Source organism: Streptomyces sp. NPDC097617 (genome assembly GCF_044761485.1).
Lineage (GTDB): Bacteria > Actinomycetota > Actinomycetes > Streptomycetales > Streptomycetaceae > Streptomyces.
In genome coordinates, this window is record NZ_JBIWCL010000018.1 from 141,513 (window position 1) to 163,924 (window position 22,412).

General features: G+C 69.8%; 22 protein-coding genes, 1 tRNA gene and 3 pseudogenes. 17 read left to right on the forward strand and 9 right to left on the reverse strand.

What is annotated here, in order from left to right; translation table 11 throughout:
- Positions 1–64: 64 nt before the first annotated feature.
- The 7 genes and pseudogenes from ACIQZO_RS26405 (at position 65) to ACIQZO_RS26435 (ending at position 5,348) form a co-directional block, all read left to right on the forward strand.
- Positions 65–664 (forward strand): SdpA family antimicrobial peptide system protein, encoded by a 600-nt coding sequence (locus ACIQZO_RS26405; protein WP_403630516.1) that lies wholly within the window; start codon positions 65–67, stop codon positions 662–664.
- The gene (locus ACIQZO_RS26410; protein ID WP_403630518.1) at positions 664–1,611 is read left to right on the forward strand and encodes a sporulation-delaying protein SdpB family protein; all 948 of its coding nucleotides are present in this window, start codon (positions 664–666) and stop codon (positions 1,609–1,611) included. The genes ACIQZO_RS26405 and ACIQZO_RS26410 overlap by 1 nt, the downstream gene beginning before the upstream one ends.
- 52 nt (positions 1,612–1,663) lie before the next feature.
- Positions 1,664–2,113: a hypothetical protein gene (locus ACIQZO_RS26415; protein ID WP_403630521.1), complete on the forward strand. Its 450-nt coding sequence runs from the start codon at positions 1,664–1,666 to the stop codon at positions 2,111–2,113.
- A 198-nt stretch (positions 2,114–2,311) separates the two neighbouring features.
- Positions 2,312–2,563 (forward strand): annotated as a pseudogene (locus ACIQZO_RS26420) (NAD(P)-binding protein); the annotation flags it as partial.
- A 148-nt stretch (positions 2,564–2,711) separates the two neighbouring features.
- On the forward strand, positions 2,712–3,749 hold the full coding sequence (locus tag ACIQZO_RS26425) for a Mu transposase domain-containing protein (RefSeq protein WP_403630523.1): 1,038 nt from the start codon (positions 2,712–2,714) through the stop codon (positions 3,747–3,749).
- Positions 3,746–4,551: pseudogene (istB, locus tag ACIQZO_RS26430) on the forward strand (IS21-like element helper ATPase IstB). The gene ACIQZO_RS26425 and the pseudogene istB overlap by 4 nt, the downstream one beginning before the upstream one ends.
- Positions 4,552–4,706: 155 nt before the next feature.
- On the forward strand, positions 4,707–5,348 hold the full coding sequence (locus ACIQZO_RS26435; protein WP_403630526.1) for a leucine-rich repeat domain-containing protein: 642 nt from the start codon (positions 4,707–4,709) through the stop codon (positions 5,346–5,348).
- Positions 5,349–5,441: 93 nt separating this feature from the next.
- Here the strand turns inward: ACIQZO_RS26435 and ACIQZO_RS26440 are convergent.
- Positions 5,442–5,846: pseudogene (locus tag ACIQZO_RS26440) on the reverse strand (transposase); the annotation flags it as partial.
- A 92-nt stretch (positions 5,847–5,938) separates the two neighbouring features.
- On the opposite strand from ACIQZO_RS26440, the gene ACIQZO_RS26445 reads away from it, so the two are divergent.
- The 3 genes from ACIQZO_RS26445 (at position 5,939) to ACIQZO_RS26455 (ending at position 8,136) form a co-directional block, all read left to right on the forward strand.
- The gene (locus tag ACIQZO_RS26445; protein ID WP_403630529.1) at positions 5,939–6,880 is read left to right on the forward strand and encodes an XRE family transcriptional regulator; all 942 of its coding nucleotides are present in this window, start codon (positions 5,939–5,941) and stop codon (positions 6,878–6,880) included.
- Entirely contained in the window at positions 6,877–7,605 is a 729-nt protein-coding gene (locus ACIQZO_RS26450) for a class I SAM-dependent methyltransferase (protein WP_403630532.1), read from the forward strand. Before ACIQZO_RS26445 ends, ACIQZO_RS26450 begins: the two co-directional genes overlap by 4 nt.
- Positions 7,606–7,767: 162 nt before the next feature.
- Positions 7,768–8,136: a VOC family protein gene (locus ACIQZO_RS26455; protein WP_403630535.1), complete on the forward strand. Its 369-nt coding sequence runs from the start codon at positions 7,768–7,770 to the stop codon at positions 8,134–8,136.
- Positions 8,137–8,184: 48 nt separating this feature from the next.
- Here ACIQZO_RS26455 and ACIQZO_RS26460 read toward each other — a convergent pair whose 3' ends face one another.
- Positions 8,185–9,033 carry a transposase family protein gene (locus ACIQZO_RS26460; RefSeq protein ID WP_403630538.1) on the reverse strand — a complete coding sequence of 283 codons (849 nt, stop codon included), beginning with the start codon at positions 9,031–9,033 and terminating at the stop codon, positions 8,185–8,187.
- 53 nt (positions 9,034–9,086) lie between these two features.
- Complete coding sequence (locus ACIQZO_RS26465) at positions 9,087–9,542, reverse strand: hypothetical protein (protein WP_403630540.1); 456 nt, start codon at positions 9,540–9,542, stop codon at positions 9,087–9,089.
- Positions 9,543–9,596: 54 nt separating this feature from the next.
- On the opposite strand from ACIQZO_RS26465, the gene ACIQZO_RS26470 reads away from it, so the two are divergent.
- The 4 genes from ACIQZO_RS26470 (at position 9,597) to ACIQZO_RS26485 (ending at position 13,291) form a co-directional block, all read left to right on the forward strand.
- Complete coding sequence (locus tag ACIQZO_RS26470) at positions 9,597–10,886, forward strand: aKG-HExxH-type peptide beta-hydroxylase (RefSeq protein WP_403630612.1); 1,290 nt, start codon at positions 9,597–9,599, stop codon at positions 10,884–10,886.
- Between the two features lie 56 nt (positions 10,887–10,942).
- Positions 10,943–12,100 carry an MFS transporter gene (locus tag ACIQZO_RS26475; protein ID WP_403630543.1) on the forward strand — a complete coding sequence of 386 codons (1,158 nt, stop codon included), beginning with the start codon at positions 10,943–10,945 and terminating at the stop codon, positions 12,098–12,100.
- Between the two features lie 23 nt (positions 12,101–12,123).
- Complete coding sequence (locus tag ACIQZO_RS26480; protein ID WP_403630546.1) at positions 12,124–12,606, forward strand: flavin reductase family protein; 483 nt, start codon at positions 12,124–12,126, stop codon at positions 12,604–12,606.
- 172 nt (positions 12,607–12,778) lie between these two features.
- The gene (locus ACIQZO_RS26485; protein WP_403630549.1) at positions 12,779–13,291 is read left to right on the forward strand and encodes a GNAT family N-acetyltransferase; all 513 of its coding nucleotides are present in this window, start codon (positions 12,779–12,781) and stop codon (positions 13,289–13,291) included.
- Between the two features lie 70 nt (positions 13,292–13,361).
- Here ACIQZO_RS26485 and ACIQZO_RS26490 read toward each other — a convergent pair whose 3' ends face one another.
- Positions 13,362–14,627, reverse strand: coding sequence for a hypothetical protein (locus tag ACIQZO_RS26490; RefSeq protein WP_403630551.1), 1,266 nt, complete (start codon positions 14,625–14,627; stop codon positions 13,362–13,364).
- A 310-nt stretch (positions 14,628–14,937) separates the two neighbouring features.
- On the opposite strand from ACIQZO_RS26490, the gene ACIQZO_RS26495 reads away from it, so the two are divergent.
- Positions 14,938–15,011: transfer RNA gene (locus ACIQZO_RS26495), tRNA-Met, on the forward strand.
- On the opposite strand, the gene ACIQZO_RS26500 is transcribed toward ACIQZO_RS26495, so the two are convergent.
- A complete protein-coding gene (locus ACIQZO_RS26500) occupies positions 14,993–15,247 on the reverse strand; it encodes a hypothetical protein (RefSeq protein ID WP_403630554.1) in 255 nt (84 codons plus the stop codon). The two genes, ACIQZO_RS26495 and ACIQZO_RS26500, sit on opposite strands and share 19 nt — an antisense overlap.
- An 81-nt stretch (positions 15,248–15,328) precedes the next feature.
- On the opposite strand from ACIQZO_RS26500, the gene ACIQZO_RS26505 reads away from it, so the two are divergent.
- Positions 15,329–15,658: a SpoIIE family protein phosphatase gene (locus tag ACIQZO_RS26505; protein WP_403630557.1), complete on the forward strand. Its 330-nt coding sequence runs from the start codon at positions 15,329–15,331 to the stop codon at positions 15,656–15,658.
- Positions 15,659–15,960: 302 nt separating this feature from the next.
- On the forward strand, positions 15,961–16,989 hold the full coding sequence (locus ACIQZO_RS26510) for a M23 family metallopeptidase (protein ID WP_403630560.1): 1,029 nt from the start codon (positions 15,961–15,963) through the stop codon (positions 16,987–16,989).
- Here ACIQZO_RS26510 and ACIQZO_RS26515 read toward each other — a convergent pair.
- From ACIQZO_RS26515 to ACIQZO_RS26530, 4 genes are all read right to left on the reverse strand, one after another.
- Positions 16,898–18,310 (reverse strand): PrsW family intramembrane metalloprotease, encoded by a 1,413-nt coding sequence (locus ACIQZO_RS26515; protein ID WP_403630563.1) that lies wholly within the window; start codon positions 18,308–18,310, stop codon positions 16,898–16,900. The two genes, ACIQZO_RS26510 and ACIQZO_RS26515, sit on opposite strands and share 92 nt — an antisense overlap.
- Positions 18,311–18,374: 64 nt before the next feature.
- Positions 18,375–19,121 (reverse strand): tRNA (guanosine(46)-N7)-methyltransferase TrmB, encoded by a 747-nt coding sequence (gene trmB, locus ACIQZO_RS26520; RefSeq protein WP_403630615.1) that lies wholly within the window; start codon positions 19,119–19,121, stop codon positions 18,375–18,377.
- A gap of 140 nt (positions 19,122–19,261) precedes the next feature.
- Positions 19,262–20,494: an L-2-hydroxyglutarate oxidase gene (lhgO, locus tag ACIQZO_RS26525; protein ID WP_403630565.1), complete on the reverse strand. Its 1,233-nt coding sequence runs from the start codon at positions 20,492–20,494 to the stop codon at positions 19,262–19,264.
- A gap of 45 nt (positions 20,495–20,539) precedes the next feature.
- Entirely contained in the window at positions 20,540–22,267 is a 1,728-nt protein-coding gene (locus ACIQZO_RS26530; protein ID WP_403630567.1) for a sporulation protein, read from the reverse strand.
- Between the last annotated feature and the right edge of the window lie 145 nt (positions 22,268–22,412).

Genomic DNA, 22,412 nt, shown 5'->3' on the forward strand with positions numbered 1-22,412 from the left:
CTGCAGACTCTCCGCCCCCGACGCTGCGTTCCCGTCCAAGCGGCAGAGGACCCTCCCTTCCATCATGAACAGCAAAATCCGGACGGCCTGTGCCGCATTCACCCGCAGCGGCAAAGGCACCGTCTCCGTATCCCTTAAATCGGTCGTCATCGTGTGCATCATCTGGTCGGTGATCGTGCTCTACGCAGTGCAAGAACAGGTCCCGAAAAACGTCATCACATTGCCAGCGCAAAATAAGGTGAAGCATGCGGTAGTGAATATCGCACCACAAGGCTGGGCCTTTTTCACCAAGTCCCCGCGCGATCCCGAGGTCGTCCCCTATAAGAAGACTCCCGAAGGCTGGCAGGCACTCTCCCTCACCCCGCACGCCTCTCCACGCAATGCCTTCGGGCTCAACCGCGAATCACGCGCCCAGGGCGTCGAAATCGCTATGCTGCTCGCGGCCGCCCAGAAGTCGGACTGGCGTGAATGCACCGACAGCGGGCAGACCTGCCTGTCCGGCTCCGGTGACGCCGCCCGCCAGTTGGAGAACAGCTCCCCCGACCCCACACTGTGCGGAACCGTCGGCCTGCTGCAGGAACGCCCCACGCCCTACGCGTGGCGAGACCTCGTGCCCGAGTCCCACTCCACCGAACGTGTCATGGTGCTCGAGGTGACCTGCTGATGCGAAAGCGCACCGTCACCCTCCCCTGGGCCGCCGGCTACGGCCTGGCCCGCACCCTTCTGGCGCTCGGTACCTTGGGCACGCTCGCCTTCAGCGACAGCGCGACCCTCTTCCGGGAAGTCTCCACCGTCGGCCAGTACCCGCTGTGCCGGGGCGTCACTGGAGCAGGAGCCTTCTGCCTGGTGTCCCCCGACCATTTCGAGACGATGCGCTGGGTGTGCTGCCTCGTCCTCGTCATCGCAGCCAGCGGCTGGCGCCCCAGGTTCACCGCCATCCCCCACGCCTACGTCGCCTTCAGCGTGTTCACCGGCATCTCCATCCCCGATGGCGGAGACCAGATCACCTGGATCCTCACCTTGATCCTCGTCCTGGTGGCCATCGGCGACCCACGACGCTGGCACTGGCAGCCACAGCCGTCCGAACCCACGGAGAACACGCGCCGCCCAACCCTGGCTCTGATCGGGGTCAGCGCGATCACCGTGGCCCGTATCCAGATGTCCGTCGTCTACTTCCAGTCCTGCGTGGCCAAACTGCCCCACGCCGAATGGGCAGACGGCAGTGCCCTGTACTACTGGATCAACAACTACGCGTTCGGAGCCCCCGACTGGCTCCGCCCCGCCCTGAACACCGTGGTGGACAACCCCCTCGGCGTCGCCGCGCTCACCTGGGGCCCCCTCGTACTCGAGATCGTTCTCGCCGCCGCGCTCCTGCTGCCGCAGAAGGTGCGGTGGGCCCTCCTGCCCGCCGGCATCCTCTTCCACCTCGGCATCGCCGTCGTCATGGGCCTGTGGAGCTTCGCCTTCGCCATGTGGGCCGGCCTGCTGCTGCTCCTCGCCCCCTACGGACACGACCCCCGTCTCACACGGTTGTGGCGCAAGCGGGCCCAGCCCGCCGAACCCGAACGCCCGGCCGTCGAGACACCTGTCAACGATCCCGTCCACGCCTGACCGACGGCCCACGTACAAACCTGCCGAACACTCCACTGAAAGACCGCTGCCCATGCGCTCCAGCACCCGGAAGACCCTCACTGTCGCCCTCGGCTCGGCCGCCGCCATCCTGCTGGCCGCGTCCCCGTCCTCCGCCGCCGGAGTGCCGTGGTCAGCCGGCCACGGCGCCGCCACCGCCAGCGGCACCCGATGGCTCGAAAAGGGCAGCGGCATCCTCACCTCGACGCTCGCCGTCGAGGGCGAGCTGAAGAACACCGGACCCGGGTGCTACTCGCTGTGGTCCATGACGATCCACGACTTCGCCCCCATGCCCGCCCGCAAGATCGCCACGCAGTGCGGCGCTGGTACCAAGCCCGTCAGCTTCAAGACCCACTACGCTCCCACCACCACAAGCAGTGTCTACGTCTGCAAGGGCGAGGTCGCCCAAGACTGCGGCCAGCAGGTCTCCATCACCACCTGGCCCATCCAGAAGCCGGCTTCACCGACCGCCGCCGCCAAGTAGCCGAGCAACGACCACAGGGCGGGCCGCAGGCAGATCCTCAGCCCCAACAGCGAGCCCCTCAAGGCAACAGCCGTCGTACAACCAGGTGCACGCACTAGCCGACGGCGCAGACGGTACTGGCACTGATACCAGTACCGTCTGCCCCTGAGGCGTGCCGATCCGGACAGACACCCAACCACGCACCGAGGAGCGAACGGCATGTCTCCGGACGCGGTAATCATCGGCACTGGCCCCAATGGGCTGGCCGCCGGCGTCACCTTGGCGCGCGCAGGGCTCTCCGTCGCACTGTACGAAGCACGCGACACCATCGGAGGAGGCCTACGCACCGAGGCCCTCTTCGACAGCGACATCGCGCACGACATCTGCGCCGCCGTCCACCCGATGGCCCTGACCTCCCCCTTCTTCCGCGAGTTCGACCTCACCCAACGGGGGGTGCAGATGCTGCACGCCCCCGCCAGCTACGCGCACTTCCTGCCCCACGGAGCCGCAGGCATCGCCTACCGCGACCTCGACGCCACGTGCGCCGGTCTGGGAATCGACGGTCGGCGCTGGCGCAGCCTTCGAAGGGCACGTTCACGCGCTTCGGACGCTGGGCGGGGTGCCACGGAGCAAGGTCCGCTACGACAACTTGAAAGCCGCCGTCGCCCGGGTGCTGGGGCTGAGCCGGGCGAGGGTGGAGGCCGACCGGTGGATCGCCTTCAGGTCGCACTTCGGGATCGAGAGCTTCTACTGCCGGCCGGGCATTGAGGGCGCCCACGAGAAGGGCGGAGTGGAGGGGCAGATCGGGTACTTCCGCCGCAACCACTTCACCCCGGTGCCCGAGGTCGATTCGCTTGCCGAGCTGAACGAACTGGTCGATCAGTGGGACCTGCGTGACGGGCGGCGCCGGATCGGTTCGCGGCCGCGGACCATCGACGAGTACTTCCAGGTCGAGCGCCCGCTGCTGATGCCGCTGCCGGAGGAGCCGTTCGAGACGGGCCGGCTCTTCACTCCGAGGGTGGACCGTTACAGCCAGATCGCGGTCCGCACGAACCGGTACTCGGTTCCGGTCCGGCTGATCGGCAAGCGGGTCCGGGTCGTGTTGCATGCCTCTCACCTGGTGGTTTACGACCGGAACGTGGAAGTGGCCCGGCACGAGCGGCTGATCGCGAAGGGCGGCTGCCGCCTGGATCTGGACCACTACCTGGAGGCCTTGATCCGCAAGCCGGGTGCCTTCCCCGGCGCGACCGCGCTCGAACAGGCCCGCTCAGCTGGCAAGTTCACCCCGGTCCACGACGCCTGGTGGGCCGCGGCGGTCAAGGCCCACGGCGATACCGCCGGCACGAGGGCGCTGATCGAGGTGCTGCTGCTGGCCCGCCACCTCCCGCACGAGCACCTGGTCGCGGGCCTCTCGATGGCTCTGCGGGCCGGGGCCTTGACCGCGGACGCGGTCGCGCTTGAAGCCCGCAAGATTACCCAAGCCGAGGACGAGCCGACTGGAGCCGCTGGCGCTGCCACGGTGACGTTTCTGCACGAGTGGCGGCTCGCGCATCTTCCCCCGGACACCAGGCCGCTGCCCTCGGTGACCCACTACGACCAACTGCTCCGACGCCGTCGCGCCAGCGGCGGTGAACACCGCGGGGGAGAAGCACAGTGACCCTGCCCCGCCAGCGAGGACTGACCGAGCAGGCCGCCACCACGGCCATCGACACCGCCTGCCGCCCTGCTGCGGCTTCCGTCGATCAGGAACGAGTTCTCCGACATCGCCGACCGGGCGATGAAGGACCAGATGACCTACCGAGGATTCCTTGCCGAGCTGCTGATGGCCGAGTGCGACGACCGGTCCCGGCGCCGGTCGGAACGGCGGATCAAGGCCGCCGGCTTCCCCCGGGACAAGTCCCAGATAACTACGGACCTTCGACTTCGACGCGAACCCGAACATCGACGCCGCGGCCATCCACACCCTCGCCAGCTGCGAGTGGATCAAGAAGAGCCAGCCGCTCTGCCTGATCGGCGACTCCGGCACCGGCAAATCGCACATGCTGATCGCGCTCGGAACCGAAGCCGCGATGGCCGGCTACCGGGTCAAGTACGTGCTGGCCACGAAGCTGGTCAACGAGCTCGTCGAAGCGGCCGACGAGAAGCAGCTGACCAAGACGATCGCCCGCTACGGACGCGTCGACCTGCTCTGCATTGACGAACTCGGCTACATGGAACTCGACCGCCGAGGCGCCGAACTCCTCTTCCAGGTCCTGACCGAACGCGAGGAGAAGAACAGCGTCGCCATCGCCTCCAACGAGTCCTTCGGCGGTTGGACCAAGACCTTCACCGACCCCCGCCTCTGCGCGGCCATCGTCGACCGCCTCACCTTCAACGGCACCATCATCGAGACCGGCACCGATTCCTACCGCCTCGCCAGCACACGAGCCCGAGCCGAAGAATCGGCCAAGGCCGGCTGATGTTGTCCTAGCTGTCTGCTGACCCCAGGGCCCCGGACGACAATCGGAGCTTCGTAGGGTTGATGAGGGGGATGGCCGTGAGGCACACATTGAACTTGTGGCGTCAAGAGCTCGGAGAAGCACCCGATTCGGTCTGGCAACAGACCGAGCTCCACGTGCTGATCCTCGCCGACAACGGACTTACGGCCCTCCCGCCAGAAATCGGGCAGCTCCACCAGCTGAACACCCTGGACCTGGGCCACAACGCGCTGACGTCAGTGCCCGAAGAACTCGGCAAGCTGACCGGGCTCAGCGGCTGTCTCTACCTGCACGACAACCAGCTGACGCAGCTTCCGGACTGTCTGGGAAACCTGAACCGGTTGCGATACCTCAACGTCGGCGAGAACTCTCTCACCGCATTGCCAGAGACCATCGGTGGGATGAGCGGCCTCATCGAGCTCAGAGCGCAGCACAACCGGCTCGCCTCATTGCCCGATGCCATCGGCCAGCTCCGAGGCCTGCGTGAGCTGTGGCTCCGGGGGAACGCGATCGAGCACTTGCCTATGTCGGCAGCCGACCTGCACGAACTACGCCACCTAGACCTACGCGAAAACTCTCTGGACGCAGTGCCGGAGTCCCTGGCAGGCCTCCCGCGCCTTCGTCAGATCGACCTGCGGAGCAACCGCCTCGGCCAGCTGCCCGACTGGCTCGCCCTGATGCCGTCGCTGGAGAAGCTGGATCTGCGTTGGAACGAGGTCGATCCCTCGCTACCACTCGTCAGTGAGTTGGAGCGGCGGGGCTGCGTCGTCTTGACATGACAGAGACGACACCACCTCTCGCCACAGTGCCGCTATTTCTCGTGAACAAGTACAACCGAGTTGATCACTGAACGCTGCCGAAACTCGTCAACAAACGCTGTCGCTGGAGATGCACAAAGCCACCTGGGTGTGGGTCTTGCCGCGGGCGCGTTGGCGGTCGTAGTAGGTGCGGGAGGCGGGGTCGGCGTTCATGCAGGCGAAGGCGGAGAGGAACATCGCGCGTTTGAGCTGCCGGTTTCCGCCTCGGGGTGCGTGTTCGCCGTGGATCGATGTCCCTGAGGATCTGGTCGTGGGGGCAAGGCCGGCGTAGGAGGCGAGGTGGGCTGCGCTGGGAAAACTGGTGCCGTCGCCGACGGTGACCAGCAGGACGGCGGCGGTCCTGACCCCGACTCCCGGCATCGAGGTCAGGACCTGGTGAAGAGGGTGGGCTTCCAGCAAGGTGCTGATCTGGGCTTCCAGGGCCCGGCGCTGGTCGTGGACTGCGGCGAGCGAGGTGGCCGAACCCACCGACGAGACGAGCAGCCTCCACGCCGACACCGGAGCTGTCGGTCCGACTCGCACGGCTGGCTGCCGCGACCAACGTCAACGGCTTGGTGCTGGAACAGTTCGACGCCGACGTGGAGCGGCTCGCCAGGGAATTCGTCAGCCGGCCGCTGTCCCTGCTGGTCCCGGAGATCCGTACCCTGCGCACGGACGCGTTCCGGTTACTCGAGGGCCGCCAGCACCCCGGTCAGACGCGGCACCTGTACGTACTCGCGGGATGGTTGTCCGGACTCGCGGCGCACGTGTCCCTCGACCTCGGCCACCAGGTCTCCGCCGCCACCCATGCGCGGACCGTGGCGCAGTGCGCGGAGATCGCGGAGCACCCGAGGCTACGAGCCTGGGCCCGCTCGTTCCAGTCCCTGGCTGCGTACTGGACAGGCGACTACCGGCAGGCCGCAGACCTGGCACGGGCCGGATACGCGGACGGCCGAGGGCCGGGCTCAGGAACGATCACAGCGCGACTGCTGAGCCTGGAGGCCCGTGCCCTCGCTGCCGGCGGCGACGGCCGCAGCGCGTTGCGCTCCCTGGCACTGGCCCATGAAGCCCGCAGCAGCGCGGAACCGGATGAACTGCCAGGCGTCTTCGCCTTCCCCGAGGCGAAGCAATGGGCCTACACGGGCACCACGCTCCTGGCCGTCGGCGGCGACGAGCAGATCCAGCGGGCGATAGCGGCATCCAACCGCGCGGTGGAGCTGTACCAGGCCGGGCCGGAAGGAGACCGGTCTTCCGGAGACCTCCACGCCGCCCATCTCGACCTGGCCACCGCATACCTGGCGAGCGGCGAAGTCGAAGGCGCCGGTACGGAACTCGACGCGGTCCTCGGCGCGGATCAGTACACAGCGAGCATCACCATCAGGCTTCGCAAACTGGACACGCTCATCGGCAGCGGACCGTACCGTGACTCACGGCCGGTGGTCGATCTCCGGGAACACATCCACGAGGTGACCGCCCGGCCCGCTCTCGTCAGCACACCCACGGAGCCACGATGACCACCCAGCCGACGAACGACCCTTCCGTGACCGACCGGCGCCTGCTCTCAACCCAGGCGTACGGCACCGGCCAACACCTCGCAGCCCGCCAGTCCCTCTACCAATGGCAGACCCCGCGCCACGACCTCCCCGGCATCGTCGTGGGCGAGCTGGCCGGCATACGCGGGGCAGTGGCGGACGTGGGCTGCGGCAACGGGAAGTTCGTACAGCGGGTACGCGCCGACCGGCCGGACCTGACCGTGCTCCCCATGGACATCTCCCCCGGCATCCTGGCAGGCATCACAGGAGCCGTCGCCGCGGACGTCCAGCGGCTGCCGATCGCGGACGGGGCCTTGGGCGCCGTCCTGGCCATGCACATGCTCTACCACGTCGAGGACCAGGCCCGAGCCGCCCAGGAGCTGAGCCGCGTCCTGGCAAAGGACGGCATCGCCATCGCCCCCACCAACAGCAGGACCGACAAGCGGGAGCTGGAGGACCTCTGGCGACGAGCTGCCGGCGACGTCCTCGGCATCCCGGAGGGCCCCGCACGGGTACAGCTCTCCGCCCGCATCACTCTGGAAGACGTCCCCGCCATCCTGGGCACCGTCTTCGACGATGTCCGGACGATCCCCCTCCCCGGAGTGATCGAAGTGACCGACGCTGCGCCCGTGGTCGCCCACCTGGCGTCGTACGAGGCGTGGGCCGACCAGATGGGCGTCCCGTTCAAGGTGGCTGCGCCATCTTGAAGTGGCTGGTCAGCAGGGGTGGCGTGACCCCGTTTCGGGGTGCTCGTGCTGGTCGTGGGCGGCAGTCTGGGGTGTAGATCGTCCGGCGGGGTGGTTTTGCCGATGAGTTCACCGTCCTCGAACGGTCTACCCAGCGACACGACCGTTCTCGACAGGAGTGCCATGTCCACCATCCAGCCAGTGATCATCACTGCCGACCAGGACGTCCTGGTCGGCTTCTATACGAAATTGTTCGGCGCCGAGGAGATCTTCCGGGTACCGGCGGAAGGCCCGGCCTTCTACCTCGGCTTGCGCATCGGCGACACCGACCTCGGGCTGGTGGCCAAGACGAACCCGGGGACCGGGGCGGCACCGCGGATCCTGCTCAGCATCGGTGTCGACGACGTCGACGAGACGCTCGGCCGGGTCACGGCGCTGGGCGGCTCGGTCAGCGGCGGCCCCAACGACATGTCGTGGGGACAGCGCGTCGCCCACATCCAGGACCCCGACGGCAACCCGGTGAACCTCACTCAGCCGATCCCGGTTCAGTGACGCTGCTCCGGGGTGCTTGTGCTGGTCGCGGGCCGAATGCGGTAGAGATCAATTGCCTGTAGTGGCCTCGATGTTGGTCAGTACGAGCAGCGCGCGAAGCAGGTGGGTGGCACGGGCGGGGTCAGTGCGGAGCTTGGTGAGGATCCGCCAGTTGTTCAGGTGGGCGAACCCGCGCTCGACGGGCGCGCGTCCGGCGGCCAGAACCCGGTTCGCCGTCTTCTGCCCAGGGGTGAGCTTGCGGTAGCGGGTGGCCTTGAAACCGGTCACGATGACCAGGTCATCAGGGTCGTCGGGCTTGTCCACGCCGAGGAAGCCCAGGTCGGCGAGCGCGCCGAGGCCGGCCGCCTTGAGATGTTCGACGAGATGGTCGTGGCGGGCGGCGGTGGCGTCGTGGGTGCGGCCGGGCCGCGCGGCGGAGATCCAGATCAGGCGGCCCCTCTCGTCGGTCAGGGCGAGGAAGTGCAGGCCGTGACGGTGGTGCTTGCCGGAAAAGTGTTTTCGGTTGTCGCGGCCGGTGCGGCGCTGGGTGGCGATGAGGGTGCCGTCGACCAGGACGACTTCCCCGCCCCGCTTCGCGATCTTCTTCAGGGCCCGGTCCAGGCGCGGAGCGCGGGCGGCGAGCAGGCGGATCATCTCGTCGCGCCAGCGGCGGACGGTGGACTCGGCGATGCTTTTGCCGCCGGCCATGTCGGCCAGGCGCTGATCGTGGCGGAGTACGGCCAGGACGATCACCGCGATCTTCCCCGGCGGCAGCGACCGCCAGCGCGAACCTATCGATTTCAGGTGACGCCGCAGCAGGCCGGCGAGGTGGTTGACGGCGCTCGTGGACAGCGGCAGACGGCACTGGTAGACAAGGGACACGGTGTCCCCGATGTGCTTTTCGGTATGCTCACGCATTCCCAACGAGCCCCGGGGGCACCGAAGTTACGTCCGCCCCAGGGAACTGCGGGTCACGGACGGACGGTGAACCGCCCGTCGGGACGCTTGTGCAGCCAGCCGCGATCGGCCAGTTTCGTCAGCTTCCCGCGCAGCGGCTCCAGCTTGCCCCGCACCCCGGTGTCCACCCCGAGCGCCTCGCCCACCTGCCGGACCAGGACCGGCCCGCCGGCAGCGCGGACGGAAGCGAGAATGCGCTGGTACTCCGGCGGGAGCGCGGTCTCGGCCATCTCCGGGGCGCGGTGCGGGATCAGCAGCACCCCCTTCCCGCCCACCTGCGCGACAGCCGGCGCCGTCGCGGCCCGTTCGGCGGCGACCTGCTCGCCCATCCGGGCCAGGACCCGCTCCGCCGCCGCCAGGTCCTCGCGTTCGGCCCGCACCTCGGCCAACTGCTTGACCAGCTGTTCTTCCAGATCGTCCAACTCCGCGCGGCGTACCGCGATCCGCTCCTGCACCTCGGGATCCACCATGCGCCGGATCGTAGGGAGGAGAACGAGGCGGCGGACCGGAACAGGCGAACCGCCCTGCCCGACGATCTACCTGCTGGACACTGCCCCACCACCAGCCCGAGCAGCCTCACCCGCCATCACACCAGAGGCCCTGACCAGCCAGAATCAAGATGGCGGAGCTTCCATGAGTGCGGCCACGCCCTGCACGCTCTGCTGTCGGACGTCACCTACCCTTCGTTCACCGCGCCGGGGGTGCCACGGGACTTCTCCGAGGCTCCGGCGCAGGTGCACGAAGGATGGGCCTGGCACACTCTCACGGCGGATCAGGGGCCGGGCGAGCCGTCCGAGATCGAATCGCGGACAGCGGCGGCTCACGCACTGGACACGCTGCCGCAGATCCCGCCACGCTATCGTTCCGCCTACTTCGGCCACTTCGTCGCCGTCCCCTACCTGATGGGGCCGGGCAAGGGCGCGGAAGTGGAGCTGCGCCTGCCCGAGCCGGGCACCGAGCTGTGGCTTCCGGGCCACGCGTTCCACCTGCTCTTCGCCTCGCCGGTCGAACGCGTAGTGATCGCCGACCTCGGCGACGGGACCGTCCGGGACGGCGTGCTGCGTCTGCCCGTGGCCTTCTTCGACGGCAGCGGGCCCGACAACATCGGCGAAGCCACCCGAGCCGGGCACCTGGTCATCGGCGGCACCGCCATCGAGATCGACGGCGAGCACCCGTGGATCGCACGGCACTTCGCCTCGATGAACAGTCACGAGCCGCAGCCCGGGTACCCCTCCTCCGACCTCACCGTCAGGGCGGCGAATCATGAGGATGGCGCCCTCGTCGATGCGGCGTTTTCGCTGATCGATGAGTGCTGGCCCGAGTTGGCCGCGGAGATCCGTGCGTACGTGAGGCTGTTCGTGCCCTACGGCTCCGCGTTCCACTCCTCCTTCACCGAGACCTGCCTGATGGGCGCGATCTTCCTCTCCGAGGCGGCACAGCCCTTCACCTCCCGTGAATACACCGCCGAACACCTGCTGCACGAAGCAGCCCATCTGCGGCTGATGCTCATCCTGGAGCTCGACCCGCTCGTCACCTGCCGTGACGAGGCCGTGTTCAACTCGCCGGTGCGCAAGGACCCGCGCCCGCTGTGGGGCATGCTTCAGGCGATCTTCGTGTTCGCCCGGATCACCGCATTCCACCGACGGGCCCACGCCGTCACCGGAGTGCAGTTCCACCAGGACGCGCAGAGGGACAACGCAAGGCTTCTGGCGGAAGGCATGGACGAGATCGAGGCCGAGCCCTCGACGTCCTTCACGCCGGCCGGTGTTCTGCTGTGGCAGCAGATGCGCAGCGAAATCGCGGCTGCGTCCTGATGAAGGCCGACATCGAGCAGCCGCCCGGGATCCGGGACCTGCTGAGGTCGGGCCCCGTGCGGGTACTGGCGGCGACCACCCTCGTCACCTCGATCGCATTCTTCGCGATGGTTCCGTTCCTGACCCTCTACCTTTCCGACGTGACGGATCTGTCGGCCGCAGCCATCGGCGCCGCTGTCGGAAGCATCGCTCTGATCTCCGCCCTCGGATCGTTCTTCAGCGGAGCTCTGGCCGACCGGGTGGGAGCCGTGACGCTGCTGCGCACAGGCCTCGGCCTCTACGCGGCGGTGTGCGTCGCTCTCTCGCTGTCCGACGCGGTCTATGCGGTCCTTCCTCTGATCGTCTGCCTGGGCTGCGCGCTCACGCTCTGTACCCCGTCGCTGAAGAAGCTCCTCTCCCTTGCCGCGCCAGGTGAAGGAAGCGTCATCTTCCGCGTCCGCTACATCTCGCAGTCCCTCGGAGCGGTCCTCGGTCCTCTCGTCGGCGCCGGCGCCTACCTGATCGACCGTCGAGCCCTGTTCCTGTGTGCGGGAGCCCTGTTCGGGCTGTGCCTGCTGATAGTCCAGCTCGGCAACGGTTCCTTGGGCGCCCTGGAGGCAGAGCGGGAGCCGAGCGCCGCGGCGGGCAGGGCATGGGGTCCGGCGCTGAAGGACAGGCGTCTCTTCCTTGCGGTGGGCGCCGGGATCAGCATCACATTGGTGTTCTCCCAGTTCGAGTCGATCTTCCCGCTGTACTTGAAGAACGAACACGGCACGGCAGCAGCGGCCTATTTCTCTGGATTGTTCGCCTTCCACGCCCTCATCGGCATCGTCTTCCAGTTCCCCGCCCAGTGGCTGGCGCGCCGGTTTCCGCAAGCAGCCCAAGCCGCTGTGGGATGTATGGGCTTCTGCGGCGCCTTCGTCCTCTTCGGCCTTTCGGAAGGTGGCCTGCTGATGCTCGCCGCCGGAGTGACGGTCTGGACGCTGGGCGAGGCGATCCTGATGCCGATGCCGGACCAGATCACCCACCGGATCGCCCCTGACGCCTTGAAGGGCGCCTATTTCGGGTTCGCCGAGCTACGCTACGCCGGGTTCTTCGCCGGTCCTCTGATCGGCGGTGCACTGCTCGGCATCGGGCCCGCCGCCTACTTCACGACCCTTGCGGTCCTCGCGTTCCTGGCGCTGCCCTTCCTCGCTTCCCCTTCCCTCAGCGCCCCTCGTGAGGCTGCCTCGTGAATCTTCCGCACGCTGTCGCAGACGTGGAAGCGGGTGCCTTCCGCGAGGCCATCGGTCACTTTGCTTCAGGAGTAGTGGTCATCACCACGCTCGGTCCGGCCGGCTTCACCTGCCAGTCTCTGACGTCTCTGTCACTCGGTCCGCCCTTGATCTCCTTCGCGATCAACCGCAGCTCAGCCACCTGGCCGCGGATCGCGGCCGCAGGCGTGATCGGTGTCAACATTCTCGATCTGGGCCAAGAAGAACTGGCGCGACGCTTCGCCAGCCCTCACACGGACCGGTTCGCACAGACCGAGTGGGTGCCCTCACCGGAACTCGGTGTGCCCCGCCTGACGGGTTCCACCGCCTGGATCGAAGCAACGATCGAGAACGTCCATCCCGGCGGCGACCACCACATCGTGGTGTGCCGGGTCAGGAGTGCGCAGAAGTCGGAGCAGGCGAAGCAACCCTTGATCTACCACAAAGGCCGATTCGGCCGGCTGGCGCACGGTCCTTTCGTGGACTGAGCGCACCTCGGCTCCGAGGAGAAGTCCCAACCTCCGCCCTGGGCGAGAGCGCCCCATCCGACTCCTTCGGGAGGGGCGCTTCGCGTAGGGGCGGACGGTCCGTCAGTCCCCGGGTGCGGGGCGGCGGAAAATGCGGTGAGGCCGGCGGGCCGGGTGGGTAGCGTCGGTGGACATGCCCCCTGTTCTGCGGACCGAACGACTGCTCCTCGACCCGTACGCCCCCGAGGACGAGGAAGGCTTCGTGGCCCTCTTCCAGGACACCCGGGTGTCGCGGTGGATGGGGGACGGGCCCGCCACCGAGGCCGAGGACCGGGCGCTTTTCGGGAGGGTCTTCACCAAGGTCTACGCCGAGAACCTCTTCGACGTCTGGGCGGTGCGCCGGGGCGGCCGGCTCGTCGGACACGCCGAGATCAAGCGGACCGACGGGGTCGACGGGTACGAGATCATCTACGCGCTGGCTCCCGGGGCCTGGCGATCGGGCCTCGGCACCGAGATCGCGGAGGCGATCGTCGCGTACGGCTTCGGGACCCTCGGCCTGACCGAGGTGCACGCCACCGTGGCCGACGCCAACACGGCCTCCCTGGTCCTGCTGGAGCGCATCGGATTCGTCCACGTACGGGACGTACGGGAGGACGACGGGAGCACCACCCGCGTCCTGACCCGCCGCAGGGATGCCATCGCCTGACGGCACCGCACGCGAAGCGCCCCACCCGGAGGGACCGGGTGGGGCGCTCGTTCGTGCGGGGAGGAGCCGATCAGGCGGCGGTGCGGCGACGGCGGCCGAGCCAGGCGGCGGCCGCGCCGAGCGCGACCAGGGCGGCCGCGAGGCCGGCGTACAGGCCGGTGCCCGAGTTCGCGCCCGTGTGGGCGAGGGAGCCGCTGGACGTGGCGGTGGCCGTCAGGTTGGCGTTGCCCGTGGAGGTGGCGGCGGCCCGCTGGACGACGGGCGTGGCGGTGGACGGGGTGGAGGGGTTGGGGGTGGGCTGGATGGAGGGCGGGATGGAGGGCGGGATGGACGGGGTGGTCTCCACGATCGGGGCGAGCGGGAACTTCACCGAGCTGTTCTGGAAGGGGTAGGTGTTGCCCTCGGCGTGCCCGACCTCGGCGTCCATCGTGATGACCGTCTTCTTGGTCAGCTCGGTGTCCTTGCCCAGGGAGACGCGCAGCGGCAGCGTGCGGACGCCGGCGGAGGCGCCGAAGCCCTTGGGGATGCGCGGCAGCTCGTAGCGGCCGTGCTCGCCCCGCAGGTCCTGCCAGCGGCCGTCGATCAGGGCCTGCAGCCGGAAGTCGGCCTTCTGCTCGCCCAAGTGCGTCAGGCTCAGGGTGGTCGCGAGGGCGGTGTCGAAGGTGCCCTCGCCGGTGGCCTGGTAGTTCAGGTCCAGGTACGCGCGCTGCTCCTGGCCGTCCTTGCCGGAGCTGACCTGCTTGAACCAGGTCTTCAGCTCGCCCGTCTTGATCTGCGGGGCGACCTTGAAGAGGTGGGAGTCCGAGCCGCCGGGCGCCACCGAGTTGTTCCAGCTGGTGGAGGTGAGGGTGAAGTCCCCGTCGTTGGTGGGGTGGTTCGCGCCGAGGCCGATGGTGACCTTCCAGGTCATCCTGCCGTTCGCCGGGATGTCGAAGCCCGCGCCGCTCTCCTTGCCGGCGGCCGTCGCCGGGTAGAACAGGCCCTGCCAACCGCCGTCCTGCTGGCCGACCGAGGACTTGGTCGCCGGGGCGTCCACCGCGTCCACCGTGAAGACCACGTCGTCCTTCATCAGACGGCTCGGACCGGTCTGGTCGACGAGCATCCACGGCTTGTACTCGACCGCCTTGCCGGTCGGGTTCTTCACCGTCAGGTCGAAGGTCTCGGTGGCGCCGCCGCGGATCAGCGAGCCGCCGGGGACCGGAGCGCCCATCTCCGTGCGCAGCACGGCCTGGTCGTCGGTGGCGGGTGCGGCGGACGCGGCGGTGGCCGAGAGCGGCAGCAGAGTGGTGACAACGCCGGCGACGACTGCGATGGCGGCTGCGGTGCGAACGGACATGGTGGACTCCCCCCAGGAATCACAAGGGCACCGGCAGAGCGCCGGGCCGAGGAGGTGTGGTTGCCGCCGGCCGGTTCGTGTTCCCCCTGGCCCTTGCGACAGGTGAATCATCGCCCGGATCCGATCCCGGAACCATCCCCGCAGTGTCACCGCCGCGCAACAGAGATGATCTTCATTCGCGAGGGGGTGTCCCGAGGGCTGGTTCGGTCCGGTTTTGGGCCTTTGACCTGCGGCAATGACCATCCGGGGGTGGGGTGGCGGTTAATTGGTAAAGGGCTCTCCCCGGATGGCGTAGAGTTGTGTTTACCGACGCGGGGTGGAGCAGCTCGGTAGCTCGCTGGGCTCATAACCCAGAGGTCGTAGGTTCAAATCCTGCCCCCGCTACTCAGTACGAAGGCCCGGTTCCTCACCAGGAACCGGGCCTTCGTCGTGTCCACCCCCAGGGCCCGTCCCCGGTGCGCCCCCGTCCTCGGCATGGTCTTCGACCTGCCGACCCCGCCCAGCTTCACCGGATCCCCCTTCTTCACCGCGGCCCCGCTGATCGCCGCCCCGCTGTTCAGCCTCCCGGCCACGGCCCTGACCGGCGCCCTGGCCGTGCTCGCGGTGTTCGTGCTGCACATCGTCAACGGCACCGGCTGGAAGGTCGAGGCGACGGCGAGCTGGCGGTCCTCGCCCCGGCGGAGCCCGCCCTGCCGCTCGGCATGGGGGAGCTGGGCGGCCGGCCGGACCTGGTGCAGGAGTGGGACTTCCCGGCGGGGAGCACCCTGCTGCTCTATACGGACGGGCTGACCGAGGCCCGGGACGGGGCGGGGGACTTCTACGATCCGGCGGCCCGGCTGCGCGGCCGGATCTTCCCCGGTCCGCAGGCGTTGCTCAGCGCGCTCAGCACCGATGTGCGCCGGCATGCGGGTGGCGGGGCGACGGACGGCATGGCGCTGCTGGCGGTGGGGCGCCCGGGGGAGCGGCAGCCGGAGCGGCAGCCGGAGCGGCGCCGGACGGTGCCGGTGGTACCCCGGGACGACGTGATGTAACGGTGCGTAGTGGAAAGAACGCTCTCCGCAAGGAAATTGACGAGCCGTCATGTGTTGGTTGTGGCTGAAGAGATGGCGGAGTCGGTTGATTTTTGTACTGGTTAGGGTGGATTTATAGGGTAAAGGCGTGGCCAAAGCCGGTCGGTGAGTGGCTGATTGCTGTGAACGATCAAGCGGAGATGCTTGGAATCACTCCCCTACGTCTATTACCTTTCGATAACGCAGCGCGGTCGTCCAAGCCGTCGCAAGAGACGGCACCGTGCGCGCGCGCGTCCACGCGCGTCAATGAGGAGTGTGCCCCGGTGGCCTCCAACTTGCCTGCCCCTGAAGGCATCGAGATCCAGGAGCAGCCCACCGCGGGTGCCTGGGGCGAGTGGAATCCCACCGAGGATTCGGTGCGACCGGTGCGGGGCAAGCACCGGGTCGCCAAGCAGCGCGGCGGACTCGCGCGCAGCTCCACCGTGCTCGGCGTCGGCGTCATCGCGGCGGTCGGCGCCGGCGGCATCGCCACCGCGCAGGACCGGCCCCAGGTCGCGATATCCATGCCGTCCCTGCCCGACCTGGTGAGCGGGGACAAGTCCCACCAGGACGACGGCGGTTCGGGATCCGAGGCCGGGGCCGCGGGCGGGCGCACGGGAATCATGACGCAGCAGTCCGCCCACGGCGCCGACGCCGGTGAGGTGCTGCGCAACCGCATCCTCCAGCAGGCCGAGTCCCAGCAGGACGCCGCCGGGGCGAAGGGCCGTGCCGAGGCCGAGCAGGCGGCGCAGCAGGCCGCGGCCCAAGAGGCCAAGGACAAGCTGGAAGTGGCCCGCAAGGCGGCCGAGGAGGCGAGGGCCCAGGCCGAGGCGAAGGCCGCGGAGGAGGCCGCCGAGAAGGTTGCGGAGAAGGCCGCCGCGGACCAGGCCGAGCAGGAGCGCCAGGCCAAGCCGGCCGGCAGCTTCTCCCTGCCCACCTCCGCCTACACCCTCACCTCGCACTACGGGGACTCCGGCTCCATGTGGTCCTCCGGCCACCACACCGGCCTCGACTTCGCGGCCCCGACCGGTACCCCGGCCAAGGCCGTCGCCGGCGGGAAGATCACCTCGGCCGGCTGGTCCGGCGCGTACGGCTACCGGATCGTGCTGGAGCTGCCCGACGGTACGGAGGTCTGGTACTGCCACCTGTCCTCGATGTCGGTGACCTCCGGCTCGGTGGGCGCGGGCGAGACCATCGGCCGCGTCGGCGCCACCGGCAACGTCACCGGACCCCATCTCCACCTGGAAGTACGCAAGGGCGGATCGACGATGGACCCGCTGGCGTGGCTGAACTCCAAGGGCCTGAGCGTCTGAGACCCGGGTCCGGGTCCGGGTCCGCGGCCGTGATCGGGGTCATGATCGGGGCCGGGTCCGTGCTCTGAGCCGGATCCTGAGCCGCCGGGGCATCGGCAGTCCGTCGCGGCCGGGGTACGTCGGCATGTGAGGCGGACGGGTCCAGCAGGTCGAACCACGGCGGAACCAGCTCCTCCATGACCGCAGCCCGGGTCAGCGCGGGACCCGCCGTCGCGCGGCCCTGCCAGAGCCGCTCCAGCAACTCCCTTTCCCGGCCCGCGAAATCCCGCTCCCGTACGGGACCGCCGCGCCGCGCCCGGTTCCGTAGCAGGGCCAGGGCCGCGGCGTCCGCCTGGTAGCGCGCGACCGTGCGACCGGCGGCCCGGCCGCCGTTGTGCCGGGCCAGTGCGCGGGCCAGTGACCGGGCCGGCATCGAGGCCAGGGCCGGTACCTCGGCCGGACCGAGCCAGCCCGCGGCCGCGTACAGCGCGAGCTCCCCCGCGACGGCGCGCAGCCGGTCCCGCCTTATCCGCACGGCCAGCCACACCAGCAGCCCGAACGCCGGGACCATCACGCACGCGTAGACCACGTAGAACCCGTGGTCGCCGAACTGCGAGGAGCCGTTCCACAGGGCGTGCATGCCCATGGCCAGCGCCAGGCCGAGCAGCGGCAGGAAGATCCGGCGCGTGCGGCGGGCACTGACCGCGGCCACGCCGAAGCCCAGCCCGGTGAGCACCGTGAACAGCGGGTGCGCGAACGGCGACAGCACTATCCGCACGAAGAAGGTCGCCGCCGTCACCGATTCCAACGCGCCGCTGCCCTCGGCGAGGTCCTCGACGAAGGCGTTGCCCAGGTAGAGGACGTTCTCGGTGAAGGCGAAGCCGGTGGCGGTGAAGCCGGCCACCACGAATCCGTCGGCGGGACCGGTGAAATGGCGTCTCCGGAAGAAGAACACCAGCAGCAGGGCCGCCGCCTTGGCGCTCTCCTCCACCACCGGCGCGATGGCCACCGAGCCGAGGTGGTCGGCGGCGGAGGCGTCGGCGGTGGCCGCGGCTATCCACTCGGTGGCGAAGTTGTTGGCCAGTATCGCGATCAGCGCCGCGGTGCAGGCACCCCAGGCGAAGCAGAACAGCAGCTGCGACCAGGGCGCGGGCGCGGCCCGGCCCAGCCACCGGAAGGCCGCCATGAGCGGGGCCACCGGCAGCATGGCCAGGCCGAGACCGACGAAGAAGCCGGAGGTGCCGGTCTGCTCCCGCACGAGTTCGAGGATGGCGATCCCGGTGACGGCGAGCAGGACGAGGAGCACGCACGTGCGGATCGTGCCGGACGGACGTGCGCGCACAGGGTGGGGCGCTCGGAACACACCATGACCCTAGCGAGCCCCTCTGACACGCGCGGTGACCTTCTCAGTTCTCCCTGCGACGGAAGAGCAAGTCGTGTACGAGGTGGCCCTTGTCGAGGCCCTGGCCCTCGAAACGGGTGAGCGGCCGGAAGGCGGGGCGCGGCGAGAAGCCGCCGTCGGGCTGCGTGTTCTCGAAGTCCGGGTGCACGCTGAGCACTTCGAGCATCTGCTCGGCGTACGGCTCCCAGTCGGTCGCGCAGTGCAGGACGGCCCCGGGCGCCAGGCGGGTGGCGGCCAGCGTCAGGAATTCGGGCTGGATCAGCCGGCGCTTGTGGTGGCGGGCCTTGGGCCACGGGTCCGGGAAGTACACGCGGATACCGGCCAGGGAGTCGGGCGGCAGCATCTCGCGGAGCAGGATGATGGCGTCCCCGTTGGCCACCCGGACGTTGGTCATGCCGCCGCGCTCGGCGAGGGCGAGCAGGTTGCCCTGCCCGGGGGTGTGCACGTCGGCGGCGAGGATGCCCGTCCCGGGGTCGTCGGCGGCCATCTGAGCCGTGGCCTCGCCCATGCCGAAGCCGATCTCCAGGACGACGGGGAGGCCGTCGAAGAGCTCCTTGAGGTCGATGACCTCGTGGCCGTCGATGTCCATGCCCCATGTGCCCCACAGGCGCTTCAGGGCCTCGCCCTGGCCGGTGGTGACCCGGCTGCGCCGGGGCTGGAAGCTCCGGATCCGCCGCTCGTGGTGCGAGCCGGCCGGGTCCGGGGAGGGCCCGTCGGGGAAGCGGGGCTCGGTGCGCCACTTGGGCGGCACGTACGAGTTCGCCTCCGGCGCGGCGTCCGGGAGGCGGGGCGACTGGGGGTTCAGGGACTCAGACACAATGCGCTGATTCTACGACGGGGGGTGCGGGAGTCGCTGCGCGAGCGGCTCCCGCACCCCCCTCGAAGCAGTGCTCAGGCAGAGCCGAGCGTCCGCAGCGCCCGGGACGCGATCTCCCGGCCGATCGGGAGGGACGCGGTCGCGGCGGGCGAGGGGGCGTTGAGGACGTGGACCGTGCGCGGGGCGTCGCGGATCAGGAAGTCGTCCACGAGGGTGCCGTCGCGCAGGACGGCCTGCGCGCGGACCCCGGCCGAGGCGGGGCGCAGGTCCGCGGCGGTGACGGCCGGCAGCAGGCGCCGTACCGCCCGGGTGAAGGCCTGCTTCGACAGCGAGCGGTGGATCTCGCCCGTCCCGTACCGCCAGTGCCGGGCGGCCATCCGCCAGGATCCAGGCCAGGCGAGCTCGTCCGCGATGTCCAGGGGCCGCACCGTCGACCAGCCGTAGCCCTCGCGGGCCAGCGCGGGCACGGCGTTGGGGCCGACGTGGACGCCGCCGCCGATGCCGCGGGTCAGGTGCACGCCGAGGAAGGGGAACGCCGGGTCGGGCACGGGGTAGACCAGCCCGCGGACCAGTTCGGGGCGGGTCAGGTCGTAGTACTCGCCGCGGAAGGGGACGATCCGCATCCCCGGGTCGTCCCCGGCCAGGCGCGCGATCCGGTCGCACTGGAGGCCCGCGCAGTTCACCAGCACCCGGGCCCGGACCACCAGGCCGGACGTGGTGCGGACGGCCACCGCCGAGGCCCGGCGGGAGATCAGGTCCACCGCGCCGCCGTAGACGATCTCCGCGCCCGAGGACTCCGCGAGCTGGGCGCTCACCCGGCCGTAGTCCACGATCCCGGTGCTGCCGACATGGATCGCGGCGAGCCCGCGCACCTCCGGCTCGTACTCCGAGATCTGTGCCGGGCCCAGCTCGCGCACCGGGATGCCGTTCTCCCGGCCGCGCTGGACCAGGGCGTGCAGCCGCGGCAGCTCCTCGCGCTCCGTGGCGACGATGAGCTTGCCCGTCACCTCGTGCGCGATCCCGTGCTCCGCGCAGAACTTGACCATCTCCGCGGCCCCGCTGACGGCGAAGCGCGCCTTCAGGGAACCCGGGCGGTAGTAGATCCCGCTGTGGATCACCCCGCTGTTGCGGCCCGTCTGGTGCCGGGCCGGACCCGACTCCTTCTCCAGGACCACGACCCTGGTCCCCGGAGCCAGGCGCGACAAGGCATGCGCCGTCGACAGGCCGACGATCCCGCCGCCGATCACCAGCACATCGCAGTCCACGCCGCCACCCACGCTGACACCTCCCACCCCTGCATACTGCACCCCGGCACCGACAACGCGGCCACGCGGCCCCCCGGAAGACAGGTCTTACGCCGGCGCCACCAACAGCGGCCGGGCCCGCTCCCTCAGCTCCGCCACACGCGGCTCGTCCCCGTACGGTTCCAGGCGGTGCAGCAGGTCCCGTACGTATTCGGTCGTCCGTGCCGAGGAGATCCGGCCCGCCACCTCCACCGCCCGGGTGCCCGCCGCGCACGCCGCGTCGAGATTGCCCGACTCCAGCTCGGCGACCGCGCTCACCACCAGCCGCAGCCCGTGCGACCGCACGTACTCCTCGGTGGGACGCGACAGGGCCTGCTCGGTGAAACGGCGCACCTGCCGGGGCAGTTTGAGGTCCCGGTAGCACTCGGCCGCGTCTGCCGCGAAACGGTCGTAGGAGTAGAACCCCAGCCAGGTCGGATCGGGATCGCCCTCCCGGGACCGCTCAAGCCAGCCCTCCGCCGCCCGCAGCGCCGCCCCGGCGGCCACCGAATCACTGGCTTTCGCGTGCGCCCGCGCCTCGACCAGCCGGAAGAAGCTCATGGTGCGGGCGGTGGCCAGTCCGCGGTTGCGCTCGACGGCCGCCTGCGCGAGGTCCACGCCCTCGTCGGGGAAGTCCCGGTAGGTCGCCTGCAGCGACATCGAGGCCAGGACGTAGCCGCCGAGCGGTACGTCCGCGGCCGCGCGGGCGAGCCGCAGCGCCTGGATGTAGTAGCGCTGGGCGGCCTCCTGCTGGCCGGTGTCGAAGGCCATCCATCCGGCCAGCCGGGTCAGTTCGGCGGTCGCGCCGAAGAGCGCGCGGCCCACCTCGTCGGAGTACGAGCCGAGCAGCAGCGGCGCCGCGTCCACCCGCAGGCACTCGGGGACCATCGACGAACGCCAGTCCCCGCCGCCGTACTTGGAGTCCCAGCGGCGCGCGTCCTCGGCTGCCTCGCGCAGCTTCGTCACATCGCTGTGGCCCACGCGCTGACCGTGGTCGCGCGGCGTTTCGGGCCCCGGCTGGGCGGGCACAACGGTGGACGGCGGGCCGGACGCCGGGCCTGTCATCGAGCCGGACGCGGGGCCGGTCGTCGGACCGGTCAGACCCGTCGGACTCGGCAGGCCAGACGGACCCGGCAGGCCTGCGATCGCGTCGGTCGCCGGACCGGTCGCCGGCGCGTCATGAGCCGAGGGGGTCGCGGACACGGGGCTCTGGACCATCGAGTGCTGCGCGGCGGGATCGCGCGACGCGGAGGTGTCGGCCGTACCTGCGGCGGAGTCGTCGGCCGGGTGGTGGGCCGTGCGGTGCGCAGCCGCGCCCGCAGGTTCCCGGGCCACCGAGCTGTCGGCGGGAGATATCAGCCAGCGCGAGGCGGGCGTCGCGTACGCCGCCACGGAGAACGAGCCCGCGAGCGACTGCCAGATTCCGCCACCGCCGCGGCGGCCGGCGAGGTCGAGCCGGTAGAGGTCGGTGGCCGAGCGCACCGCCGCGCCCACGTCGCGCGGGAAGGCGAGGCCGACCTCGGGCGCGGGGTCCGCGTCCGCCAGTCCGATCTCGTGCAGCGGCACCGGCCGTCCCAGTTTCGCGCCGATGGCGGCGGCGATCAGGTGCGGTGCGGCGCCCTGCGGCACCATCCCCTTGGACACCCACCGGGCCACCGACGTCTTGTCGTACCGAAGCGTCAGGCCGCGCTGTGCGCCGAGGTCGTTGACGCGCCGCGCCAGTCCGGCGTTGCTGATGCCCGCGAGGGCGAGGACGGCGCCGAGCTTCTCATTGGGCTCGCGGAGCTCCCTGGACATGCGCCACCCCTCGTCACACGCGGAACGCAGACGCCGCCGGGGCATAGGCGCCCGGCATTTCGTAAACCCAGCGTAGTTCCCCGCCTCCCAAGCGTTAAGGCCCTTACTTCCGTATGGCGGGATTGTTGTCCGTTTGCACAGTCCG